The 12,720-nt window shown below is 49.6% G+C and carries 6 protein-coding genes; 3 read left to right on the top strand and 3 right to left on the bottom strand.

The window, feature by feature from the left end:
• Window positions 1-39: 39 nt before the first annotated feature.
• The 3 genes from E6C74_RS03110 to E6C74_RS03100 form a co-directional block, all read right to left on the bottom strand.
• A complete protein-coding gene (locus E6C74_RS03110; protein ID WP_136483255.1) occupies window positions 40-3,057 on the bottom strand; it encodes an NADH-dependent flavin oxidoreductase in 3,018 nt (1,005 codons plus the stop codon).
• Between the two features lie 548 nt (window positions 3,058-3,605).
• The gene (locus E6C74_RS03105; protein WP_136483254.1) at window positions 3,606-5,339 is read right to left on the bottom strand and encodes a BCCT family transporter; all 1,734 of its coding nucleotides are present in this window, start codon (window positions 5,337-5,339) and stop codon (window positions 3,606-3,608) included.
• Window positions 5,340-5,653: 314 nt separating this feature from the next.
• The gene (locus tag E6C74_RS03100; RefSeq protein ID WP_136483253.1) at window positions 5,654-8,167 is read right to left on the bottom strand and encodes a CoA transferase; all 2,514 of its coding nucleotides are present in this window, start codon (window positions 8,165-8,167) and stop codon (window positions 5,654-5,656) included.
• A 509-nt stretch (window positions 8,168-8,676) separates the two neighbouring features.
• Here E6C74_RS03100 and E6C74_RS03095 point away from each other — a divergent pair.
• The 3 genes from E6C74_RS03095 to gcvA all read left to right on the top strand — a co-directional run bounded on the left by E6C74_RS03095 (window position 8,677) and on the right by gcvA (window position 12,663).
• Window positions 8,677-9,834 (top strand): iron-containing alcohol dehydrogenase, encoded by a 1,158-nt coding sequence (locus E6C74_RS03095; protein ID WP_136483252.1) that lies wholly within the window; start codon window positions 8,677-8,679, stop codon window positions 9,832-9,834.
• A gap of 140 nt (window positions 9,835-9,974) precedes the next feature.
• A complete protein-coding gene (locus E6C74_RS03090) occupies window positions 9,975-11,465 on the top strand; it encodes a CoA-acylating methylmalonate-semialdehyde dehydrogenase (protein WP_136483251.1) in 1,491 nt (496 codons plus the stop codon).
• A gap of 217 nt (window positions 11,466-11,682) precedes the next feature.
• A complete protein-coding gene (gene gcvA / locus E6C74_RS03085; RefSeq protein WP_240798121.1) occupies window positions 11,683-12,663 on the top strand; it encodes a transcriptional regulator GcvA in 981 nt (326 codons plus the stop codon).
• Window positions 12,664-12,720: the final 57 nt, after the last annotated feature.

The following is a 12,720-nucleotide window of genomic DNA, read 5'->3' as shown; positions in this document are numbered from 1 at the left end:
GCAATGAAAAGAGGGAAGACTAATGCTTCCCTTTACTCACTAGTTTCTGCTCGAAACGCTGTCACCGGCAATACGGCCGTACGTGAAGATATCAATCAAGGCGTTGCCTCCCAAACGGTTACCGGCGTGAATACCACCGGTTACTTCACCCGCAGCGTACAGCCCCGGAATAGGCAAGCCCTGCGTATCCAGCACACGTGCCTGGGTATCGATTTTCAGCCCCCCCATGGTATGGTGAACCGATGGCTTTCTTGGCGTTGCATAGAACGGGGCCCGCTCGACTTTCAAACCGAGTGCGCCTTTGTGAAACTCGGGATCACGCCCCTGATCAACATAAGAGTTATAGCGGCGAATCGTCTCACACAGCTCAGCTTGCGGCACATTGATCTTACCGGCCAGCTCTTCAAGGGAATCCGCTCTGATAATAATTCCTTCCTCAATTTCACGCTCGATGGTGTCGTGCGTGGTATTCGCCGCGGTTTGACGAATCGCTTCGTCCGCAATCATATAAATGACGCCACCGTTATCGAAGAATGACTTAGACAGCTTATCCCGACTCTCACATTCATTGACAAATCGCTTACCCTGCTGATTAACAAACACAAAGTTTTCCGGTGGCACAATGAGCCCCGTTAACAACGCGCCCGATTTAGGGTCACCAATCGGCATCAGCTGGATAAACTCCATACCGACTAAATCGGCCCCGGCCTTTTGGCCAATCGCAATCCCATCCCCTACCAGAGCAGGTGAGTTGGTGGTCTTGATGTCGTCGGCAATCTCAGTCCAGTAATTGTTGTACTTCTGCAGCATCTTGGTATTAGCACCAAAACCACCAGACGCCAGCACCACACCATGGCGGGCCGTGATCTTGTATCGGGTACCATCGGCGTGGGTCGCATTGATCCCTACCACTTGACCATTTTCAATCATCAGCTCATCAGCGCGTGTATCGGTGATAATGCGGCCACCTTGAGCAATGATGTGTTTCTTCAGCTTTTCAACAAACTCGACACCTTTGGGACGATTGGGTTTGTGAGCGCGGCGCCATAGCGCCCCAACCGCAATATCAACCATGCTTCGGTTAAAGTCGATCCCTTTCTCTGTCAGCCAGTCAATCGACTCCATCGCCCGGCTGGTCAGCGTATGCACAAGATCATACTGACCATAAATCAATTCGCCGTCCAAGTTGGTCCGCTTACCACCCAGATAAGTTTGGATTAAATGCAGCTGTGTTGAATCAAACAGATAATGGTTACCGTTCTCCAAATCAAGAAAGTAATTCGCTAACTGATCTTTCAACGTCCGAAAGTCTGACAGGTATTCTGGCGCAATCTCCGACTCTGGGATCTCGCTAATCGCCTTTAAATAGTCAGCCTCACCCGCTAAAGCCGGGAAGTTTTGCTGCCAGTTCGGCTCTGCCGCATTCACCCACCCGCCGGTACGTACCGTATTACCACCGATAGCAGGGAACTTCTCCAGCACAATCACTGATTTATTGTTATCCAGTGCGGTCAGTGCAGCACTCAAACCGGCACCACCCCCACCAACAACAACAACATCAACCGTTTCTTGCGCGATTTCCGTCGACCACTCTACTGCTGCACGCGCTTTGCAACGTAGGGCCTCTGAATTACCGCCCGCCAAATCAACCGCATTCGAAACGCCATCAATCACCGCCTGGCTACTCACCGTTGCACCGGAAATCACGTCAATATTCAGCGTTTGTCCATACAGAATCTGTTGAGGAATACGCTCGAATGCAGGGTTAGCAATGCCATCAGACTCTTTGGATGAGTCAACCGAGATAGCCAGGATTTTATCTTCAGAGAAACTCACCGTCACAGGCAGTTGACCATTATGGCCATAGCCATAGGCAGTGTATTCGCCCGGTTCAAACTTAATCTCGATGCTTTGAAGCTCTTTGATACGCTGGTGTTTTAACGCTTCAGCGGCACTGTCGATAATCATGTAATCCATGATTTCCCACAGTGGGGTCGGAATCATTAACGCTTCCTGCTGAGCAATATCGGCAAATTCCGCGCAGACTTCATCGTTGATGGCTTTGGTCGCCCAGGTCGGCTCGACAAGGAAGCCTTTACCGATGCTGACCATGTCATAACCCTGCGCGAGAGCCGCATCGGCGTCACGACGCTGGGCAATGCCCCCCACACCAATAACCGGGATCCTGGCAACATTGTCCGACTTCAGCGCATGAAACTTACGAATAAGAGGCTCTTTATCCTCGGGCTCAACAATCGAGTTGCGCGCGTAATTCCCCATCGAGAAATGAAAATAATCAAGACCACTTTCAGCCAGTTTATCCAGCAGATACATGGTTTCTTCAAATCGGATGCCCGGCAGCTCTATTTCTTCTGGCGAGAAACGGTAACCAATGATGAAGTCGTTCACTTGATGCGACGCTACCACTTGCTTGGCCTGCTCTAAAACCGCCAGCGGAAATGCAGTACGTTTGTCAATGTCCCCGCCCCACTTGTCTTTGCGCCGATTCGAGTGAGGAGAAAAGAACTGTTGGATTAGGTAAGTATTGGCGCCATGGATTTCCACACCGTCAAAACCAGCCTCAATCGCACGATTAACCGCATGACCAAAGTGCTCGATCATTTCCTCGATCTGTTCTTCAGTCATTTCTAGTGGCGTTTCTGCATTATCGCGCAGGGCCGCTACAGGGCTGGCCGAGATTGGCTGATGACCACCGTTAAACTCACCATTTGCCATACGACCGGCATGATAAATTTGCAAAATAGCTTTAGAGCCTTTGGCTTTGATCGCCGAGGACAGTTTTTTAAGACCCGCTATCTTGCTGTCACTGTTGATGCCGAGCGCGCCGGGAAAAGCGCGCCCATAATTTTCGACAAACGCACTCTCAACGATAATGGCAGCTGCATCTCCGGAACGAGATGCATAGTAGTCGACCATTTCTTGAGTCACACCACCATCAAAAAACGCAGATTGGATGGTCATTGGAGCCATCACAATACGGTTTTTTAGCGTAGCATGGGATAATCCAAGCGTTATTTCTTCAGTCAATGTTGTCATTAGTTAACATTCCTTACACATATTAATTCTTAGATGAAACATTCCTCAATCAGCCAGATAGCAAAGGGATTTTTCATATAAGAAAACGTCATCAACCGGAATACACATAAAGATACTATGGATATTTTGCACGGATAAATGAAACGTTTGCATCTAATATATGCACAAATTGCATGCAAATATTGCTTGTACATGCAACAGTAGCATCAAAAAAATACTAAACAGGACACACACCTCAACGAGCGATAAACCCAAAGGCGTGTGTCCTCGTTAGAGATAGTGTGTGTCCCGGTTAAAGATTTGCCCTGTCAAGGCTTCAACGATTAAAGGGATTTAAGAGAAGGCGTGTTCAAGTGACCAAAAGTAAAAAGGCACAGCCAGAAATCAATCTGACTGCGCCTGAACAATCGGCAGGACAACCCGGCGTATGCTCCCCCTTATACCGGGTTGTCCCTGTGCTTACTGTGCCCCGGCCAATGGGTGGGCGAGAGACAAGTAACTGATTCACCTAAGGGCGAAGATTATCGGTTAGTGGATCACTCCCTTGCTCAGGAAAGATCGGCGATTTCTCTTTCCACGATTTTTTTCACTTGATCCTCATCGGCAACAAAGCTTTCTCTGTCTTTGCGTAACGATTTCACCAAACCAAACATCATCGCAATAATAACAAGGGTAAAGGGCAAAGCCCCTGCAATCGAGGCCGCTTGCAGTGCTTTTAACGCCTCTTTCCCCCCCATTAACATAATCATCAGCGTGACCACTCCCAGTAACGAGCCCCACAAAATACGTTGCTGGACAGGTGGACGACGCCCGAACGATAGCAGCCGGCCCAATACCAGAGTGCCAGAGTCCGAAGCGGTCACGAAAAAGACCACCACCACAATCAGCGCGCAGACTTTTGCAATGGTCGCTGCGATACCAGGGGTGAGCACATCAAAGGCGGCAAACAAGGTGCCCGCATAATCCCAATGGTTTACCGCGGTGTGGTAAATGGTCATGTTCGAGCCATAAATCGATTGATAGATACCCGCTGAACCGATAACGCTGAACCAGATCAAGGAAACTAACGTCGGGATAAAGATGACGCCCATAACAAACTCGCGGATGGTACGTCCTCGTGAGATGCGCGCGATAAACATGCCGACAAACGCCGACCAGGCAATCCACCATCCCCAATAGAAGATGGTCCAGCCGCCCTGCCAGGTTTGTTCTTCTGTGCTTCGTGCCGTCCACAAAGTCATAAAGAAAGACTGGGAAACGTATTCTCCCAGCGTCGTTAAACTGCTCGCAATCAAGTAGTTACCATTCGATGCCAAAAGAAAATACAGAATAATAGTAATGCAGATGTAGCTGTTGAACTGAGACAGCATATTAATACCTTTGGCGACACCGCTTGTGGCCGACAAGGTCGCAATCAAGGTAATAAAGATGATAGACAGAACGGTGACGGTGGTGGATTTTTCTGCTAAAAAGTTGAGTGAAATGAGTCCGGCGCTGATCTGCTCCACCCCCAGTCCCAGCGTGGTGGCAATACCGAAGATAGTGCCAAAAACGGCCAGTATATCCACCGCATGCCCTATCGGGCCGTAAATCTTATTGCCAATTAATGGATAAAGCGCGGAACGAATTGAAAGCGGCAGCCCCTTCCGAAAAGAAAAATAAGCGAGTGACAAGCCGACGATGGCATACAACCCCCACCCCACAGCTCCCCAATGGAATACGGTTAGGGTCACTCCCCCCACCGCGGCTTCGGCCACCAGATCATTAGGAACCGGAAATCCGGCATCTCCGGGTTGCAAGCCAGCGGCCAGTGCGACCTGTTTGGCTTCAAAAAAACGCCTGACCGCGCTTTTCACCTCGGCGCTCATGAACGGATTGCCGCCGCTCCAGTCGCTGGCAAAGTGTATCATGGGTTCAGACATGGAAAAAAACAGCATACCGGCCCCGGTTCCACAGCCAAACAGCATAGAAAACCAAGCAAAATTGGAAAACTCCGGTTTTTCGTCATCCCTGCCTAACCGAATGCCTCCCACCTTAGAAAGCATTAACGTTGTGCACACCAGGAAAGAAAGCAGCATGATGATAATGTAATACCAGCCCAGCGTTTCTTCTATCCATCTTTTTAGCCCCAGGAACTGCTGACTGGCCACTTCCCCCAGCAAAATGGTATAGAGAATAAACACCACAACCATCACTAAAGCGGTTATTCCCAGGGTTGCATTGAGGCCTTTAAGTACTCCTCGCTGAGCAATAAAGGCATCGATCTGTCTATCTTCAAGCATTGGTAACCTCTTATTTTTTTTATTGTGCCAGTGTTATCCTAAAAATCTAAAAGGGATACAACAAACTAGAAAAACAGGGTCATTCCATAAGTAAATTAATGGATTACCAGCAAAACCCCATCCGTTTAACCCGGTTTATATGCACTAGTGTCGCTTACTCTGGGATAATGCGATCAAGTCATCGCCACAGGGGCAGTGACTTGATCCGATTGCATTATTGAGTCACAAACACTGAATACATGTTCTATTACTTATTACTTATTACTTATTACTTATTACTTAGTGATTACTAATTATTGGCTTTTGGCTACGCGCTAGCCGGGCAAATATTGTTTACTCCAGCCTAAGCTGGCGATATTAAGCTCGATCATGCTTGCTATTTCACACTCGCTATAGCCGATACTGGCTAACACGGCTTGGGTTGAGTGACCAAATTTTTCCGTCGCAGCGATCGCCCGTATTGCCGCCCGGCTTGGCCGAATCGAATAGTGGTCAATTTGGGTAAAACAATGCCCGCTGGGATGATCAGGATAAATAGAAAACGCATAACTCCCTAAATGCGTGCCAACGCTGCCATCGTGCACACGGCTGTATTGCTGGCGTAAAGCCTCGATGGAGTTTGGCTCCGCCACCGCGACATCGGCCTCACGGAGAAGATTGAGCCAATGGGCAGTCGCCGCTTGTTTGAAAGCATTTTTTAAATAGACGTGTACATCCGGCGTATCGCTCAGCTCGGTTAAACCCTCAATGGCGGTGAGTTGGTCCAATTCGCTCGGGTTGGAGTCGAGAAAGATCCAACCGTCCAGGGTTTGATAAAAATGTGACAGCGGATGATTGCCTAATACGGTGCGGCCCGATGCCTCGTTAAATGGCTCTCGTCCTTCATAATCAAACATAAACGGAAGCTGAGCCATATTGGTGACCGCCGAAAGAGACGTTCTGACCCTGCTGACCTGACCGGTCATTAATTGATGGTACATCGCCAACGCCATCCCCATACCCGCCGCAAAACCACAGTTGACGTCTAAAGTACCGACATGAGCGTGTTCTTCCGGCGTTTCACTTCCGCCAAAACGCATCATGATGCCACTGTTGGCCTGAATAATATCATCGTAACCAATGTAGTTGGTTTTAGGTCCTGGCAACGGGCCACCAAAACAGTCTAAGCGACAAAACAGCACCTCCGGATTGACCGCAAGCAGACTCTGAGCGTCCAGGCCCAGAGGTTCAAGCTGGCGTTGCGGGGCATTAATCAGCACCAGATCCACCGACCGGATCAGGCGATGCAGCACTTCACGGCCTTGTTCGGTCATGATGTTAACCAACGCTTTCTTTTTGCCCATATCAGTTTGAAAGCTATAGACACAGCCGATGAGCGGATCATAAAGCGGCGTGACCGGATCCAGCTTAATCACCTCTGCCCCAAATCGGCCTAAAAACGCGCCCGAGTGAGGTCCGGCGATCACATTGGTCAGATCGAGCACTTTTTTACCGTCCAGCCAGCCTTTCTGCTCTTGGCCAGTGGCCCCAACCGCTTGAACTGCATTAGGTGCAAAAGGAGAAACTGTGCTACTTAAGCGCTCTAATGCTGCCTCAAAACTGACAAATTCTCTGCCCCTGGCTTGGATAAACGCCGCCGGATTGTGTTCAAACCAGACTAACGGGCCAGGCTGCTTCATCCAACCATATTCTGGGTCATTCACCTCAATAATTAAACCGGCCTGGTTGGTATGCTCGTCATGCAGCCATTCTTGCGTTGTACGCTGTGACGCGCCAGGGATCCCCGTTTCGCCAAAAATGCGATCCCACTCACTGGCCGTTTTGGTCAGAAACGCCCGCTTCATTTTAGCGGCAACGACCTTGGCCCATTTTTCCGGCAACGGGTAGACTCCGAGTGAGGTCTCCCCGTCCCATTCATCGACCGGTAAGTGCAGATCTTTTACTTCGGGAAAGCCTTCCGCCATCAGCTCATCGTACACGCCAAGAACCTGCAGAGCACGTTTGGCATGATTACGGTGAGACGGACACACACAGTAAAACTTTCGGCCATCGGCACAATCATAGGTGCGGAAAAACGGATCTAAGTACTCTTGCAGCTCGGCATAACTGAGATCCATGTCTATGTTATTGTCGCGACGATAAGCAATTTCATGCTCACGCATGGTCTTGTAGCGCTCGGGCAACTGATCAATCACAAACGAATTATATGAAAGGCCTTCCATTAAGGCCGCCGCGACCGGCACTTCGATGTGATCGCCCTGGCCGCTTTGCGCCCGTTCATACAAGGCCATGACAACGGAACTGGCAGCCAGCGATATGGCATAGGAGGAGCCAAGCGGAACCGGAGAAAAGCTGGGCTCAATCCCCATCAGCACACGGTTAAATCCCATATCGGTAAAAGAGCCTGAGGTGGCCGCGATGATCGCCTCGGTCGCTTTCCATTCTCGTCTTAGCATGTCGTTGCTGGCAAAGCCTGGTATCGACAAGGTGATCAGTTCAGGACGCTCTGCGCGTAATGCATCGAAATCAATGCCAAGTCGACTTAAAACACCCGGCCGAAAGTTCTCGATCACCACGTCTGCCTGCGCAATCAGCTGTTGTGCCTGGCTCAGCCCTGTCGCGGATTTTAAGTCTAAGGTGATGCACTGTTTATTGCGATTTAACACTGCATTGGCAGGGCTAACCCACTGTGGCCCTTGCGGTGGGTCAATATGAATCACTGTTGCGCCAAGGTCGGCTAACGTCATGGCAACAGCTGGAGCAGCGATTTGTTGTCCAAAGTCCACGACCCGGACACCAACAAGAGGCAGTTGATGGTTATTATTCATCTCTATTGATCCTGTGTAAAAAGCGTCTTTTCACTGAATGAAGAAACCCCGTTTGGAGCGGGCTTATTCACTTGTTTTTTATTACCGCGGCAGAGCCACCTCGTAAGTACTGCAAAGTTCAGCACAGGCGGAATACTAGAATTGCACTTCGATAGCCGCTAGCAATAAAAACAAGACCAATGGGTGAATTTTTTTTATGCCTGCGAAAAAATAACAAAGTTGAATATACAAGCGGCTGATAAAAATAAGATATTTAAATAGGCTCACCAGAGCAGATTAACAGCTATAAAAATACTTAACTCTAAGGGTTATTTTTTATTGCTTTAAAGAGCTAAGCTTATTCATAACAATGAAGTTGTTAATCAGTCTTAGGTTGGGTTAATTCCTGCTGAGTCATAACGCAATAATGCTTACCCGTATTTAATTGCCGTATTGAATGCTTAGCCGTATTTGAGGTGTTATTTGCAGATAAGCTAAGGATAAGCTAAATAACAATAAGTGGAGCCGATATGTCTAACCAAATAATTCTGCCTCGTATCCTCCAGGTAGGAGAAAATGCCAGTTTAGAAATTCCGACCATTCTGAACAGTCTAGGGTGCTCTCGCCCCCTCATCATTACAGATAAAATGATGGTTGAACTGGGCTATGCGCAACAAGTTCAGTCTTGCTTAAACGAGCATCAAATCATCTCGGAAGTGTTTGATGATACCGTGCCAGAGCCAACAGTCAGCTCAATTCAGGCGGGAGTCAACGTCGTTCGTCATGGTAACTTTGACAGTATTATTGCTTTAGGCGGCGGCAGTCCAATCGACAGCGCAAAGGCGATCAGTATCCTGGGTAAATTTGGCGGCGAAATGCGCGATTACAAATTCCCAAGAGTCGTCAATGAACAAGGTCTGCCTATCATCGCCGTCCCGACCACAGCCGGTACCGGCTCCGAAGTGACACGCTTTACCATCATCACCGACGAGACCAATGATGAAAAGATGCTGTGTGCAGGGGTGGGTTTTATGCCAATCGCTGCTCTGGTCGATTACACACTGACCCTGAGCCTGCCTGCCCGAATCACCGCCGATACCGGCATCGACGCTTTGACGCATGCCATAGAAGCCTATGTCAGTAAAAAGGCCAGTCCGTACAGTGACAGCCAAGCCATTGCCGCGATGAAGTTAATCGGCCCTCACCTGCGCCGCGCTTATCACGATGGTCGTGATCATCAAGCCCGGGAAGCCATGATGTTAGGTTCTACATTAGCCGGCATTGCCTTTTCTAACGCTTCCGTTGCCTTAGTGCACGGTATGAGCCGACCGATTGGCGCCGCCTTTCATGTTCCTCACGGGCTCTCCAATGCCATGCTGTTACCCGCGGTGACCGAGTTTTCAATTCCAAGCGCAGCGCACAGGTACGCGGACTGTGCGCGGGCAATGGGTGTTGCTACGCAATCCGATAGCGATCAAGAGGCCAACCGTAAACTCATGGCGGAACTGCATGCGCTCAATGACGAACTGATGGTACCGACGCCAGCGCAATTTGGCATCGACCGCCAGCAGTTTTTGGCACTCATGCCTACGATGGCAGAACAAGCTCTGGCATCAGGCTCACCAAATAATAACCCCGTTGTACCAACACCAGAACAAATCATCGAAATTTATCAACAGCTTTGGTGAGTGAGTACAGCATGACGAGCTCGCCCGGACGGCTCGCTCTTAGCGCGATATTTGTACTTAACACCATATTGATAATTAACGTAATACCTTGTACTCAAAGAAAAAACCAGTAACAGGCAAACTATATTCGAGGAAGAACAATGAACACCATCGGACACCTAATTAACGGTCAGTTAGTAACAACAGCTCAACGCTTGCAAGATGTTTACAACCCTGCAACCGGTACAGCCTCAAAGCAGGTTGCCTTAGCACCGAAAGAAACCGTGCAAGAAGCGATTGCCGCTGCGCAGGCAGCATTCCCGGCCTGGCGCGATACGCCAGCGATCAAAAGAGCCAGGGTTATGTTCCGCTTCAAGGAATTACTGGAGCAACATGCAGATAAAATTTGCCAGTTGATCGGCGAAGAGCATGGCAAGATCTGCCATGACGCGGCTGGTGAGCTACAAAGAGGCATCGAGAACGTCGAATTTGCCTGCGGCGTGCCGGAACTGCTCAAAGGCGAGTTCAGTAAAAATGTCGGGCCAAATATTGATTCCTGGAGTGAATTTCAGCCATTAGGTGTAGTGGCCGGAATTACCCCTTTCAACTTCCCGGCCATGGTACCGATGTGGATGTTTCCGCTCGCCATTGCCTGTGGTAACACCTTCGTTCTGAAACCTTCAGAACGCGACCCGAGCTCAACCCTGTATATTGCCCAGCTGTTAAAAGAAGCGGGCCTGCCGGATGGCGTACTCAACGTAGTCAATGGCGATAAAGAAGCCGTTGATGTGCTATTAACGGATGAGCGTATTAAAGCGGTCAGCTTTGTCGGGTCGACCCCGATTGCCGAATACATTTATGCCACAGCGTGTGCCAATGGTAAGCGTTGCCAAGCATTGGGCGGAGCGAAAAACCACGCGATTGTGATGCCGGATGCGGATATGGACAATGCGGTTAACCAACTGCTCGGCGCGGCATTTGGCTCATCAGGTGAACGCTGCATGGCGTTGTCGGTTGCGGTTGCGGTCGGCAAAGAAGCGGCCAATGCCTTGGTCGACAAAATGCAAACCGCGATGCAGCACCTTGCAGTTGGTGAGTACAGTGACAAAAACAATGATTTTGGCCCGGTGATCACGCGCGAGCATCAGCAAAAGATTATCGGTTACATTAACAGTGCGGAAGCTGATGGTGCGAGCGTAGTGGTCGATGGTCGCCATCCCAACGTAGCGGGCTATGAGAGCGGCTTCTTTGTCGGCGCAACATTGATAGATGGCGTCACCCCGTCAATGCAAAGCTACCAGGAAGAAATTTTCGGTCCCGTCCTGCAGGTGGTTCGTGTCGAGACCATGGAACAAGCAATGCAGCTGATTAATGATCATGAATACGGAAACGGTACTTGCATCTTCACGCGTGATGGCGAAGCTGCGCGCTATTTCTCTGATCACATTCAAGTGGGCATGGTCGGGATCAACGTACCGCTTCCTGTCCCCGTCGCTTATCATAGCTTTGGCGGTTGGAAACGCTCGCTGTTTGGTGATCTGCATGCCTATGGCCCTGATGGGGTGCGCTTCTACACCAAGCGTAAAACCATCACACAGCGTTGGCCGTCAAGCGGCGTGCGCGAAGGTGTGACCTTTGCTTTCCCGAGCTAAGCCTCCCATCGTCATCATAGCCAGTCCAGCCTAGCGCTGGCCTGGCTTTTTTATCCGGTGTAAAAGTCGCTGTTTACGATATTCAGCGAATCGCTTCTTCATATTCATCACCTCCGTCATTGGATAAACATTAGTCAGTGCAGACCAGAGCAGATTAAAGGGAACTGGTCACAAAATAGCAAATGCAGCCGTTCACGCCCAACTTGTTAAGGTTAGAATGACGGTAAAAAAACGTTTTAAACGCACACAGCCTAGTGAACATAAGAAGCAAAAAATGAAAAAAAAACTGCCCCCCCTCAATTGGCTTAGATCATTTGAAGTTTCCGCACGCTGCCTGAACTTCACCCAGGCAGCTCAGGAACTTAACATGACTCAAGCCGCCGTCAGCCAGCAAATCAAAGGATTAGAAGCGCAATTAGGTACTGAGCTGTTTAAACGCTTACCCAGAGGCTTAGAACTGACCAAATCCGGCCGTGCATATATTCCCATCGTGCATGAATCTATCAAACGGCTGGCCGACGTCACCAATGAATTGTTTGGACAAGGGCAGACCCGGCCGTTAACCATTCGCTCTAGTCTGGTTTTTTTTAGCACGTGGTTAGCGCCGCGATTAGGGCGTTTCAGAAAACTGCATCCAGAGGTCAACCTGCGCCTGCCGGCCAATATCTGGGTAGAAAATCTCGATAAAGAATCGGACATGGAGATTCGTTACGGAATGGGGGAGTGGTTTGGTATGCATTGCCACAGACTCACCTGGGACTACCTGATCCCGGTATGTAGCCCTGCACTTCTCAATACTACTATCCCGCTAACCACGCCCAATCAACTGCTCAATCACACCCTGCTGCATGTTGACGGGTATAACGAAGGATGGGCTTACTGGCTGAACAAAACCGGCTTTGCGCACATTGACTCTTCGCAGGGGATTCATTTTGATACCTTAATTTCAGCCCTCGAACTGGCCAAAGCTGGCGAAGGGGTTGCATTAGGAAGAAGCTCTTTGATTCAAGGCATGCTCACCGCCGGGCAATTGGTGGCGCCATTTGAACAAAAACTCCCAACCAGTGAGGCATTTTATCTGGTGAGCCCTAACCAAGCTATCGAGCATCCCCACGCTCGCCTGTTTCGGTCTTGGCTGTTAAACGAAGTGGAACAAGGAAAAAGCCACTGGTCTTTGCCGGCCTGCGGGACGGCCTAGTGCTGATTATATGGGGTCTGTAGACACAAACGAAGCCCCCTTAAAACTCACTCCTCT

It is taken from the genome of Vibrio sp. H11 (assembly GCF_004804295.1).
In the GTDB taxonomy this organism is placed as follows: Bacteria; Pseudomonadota; Gammaproteobacteria; order Enterobacterales; family Vibrionaceae; genus Vibrio; species Vibrio ostreae.
Note: the sequence above shows the minus strand (reverse complement) of the source record. Positions and strands in the feature narration are given on the sequence as shown.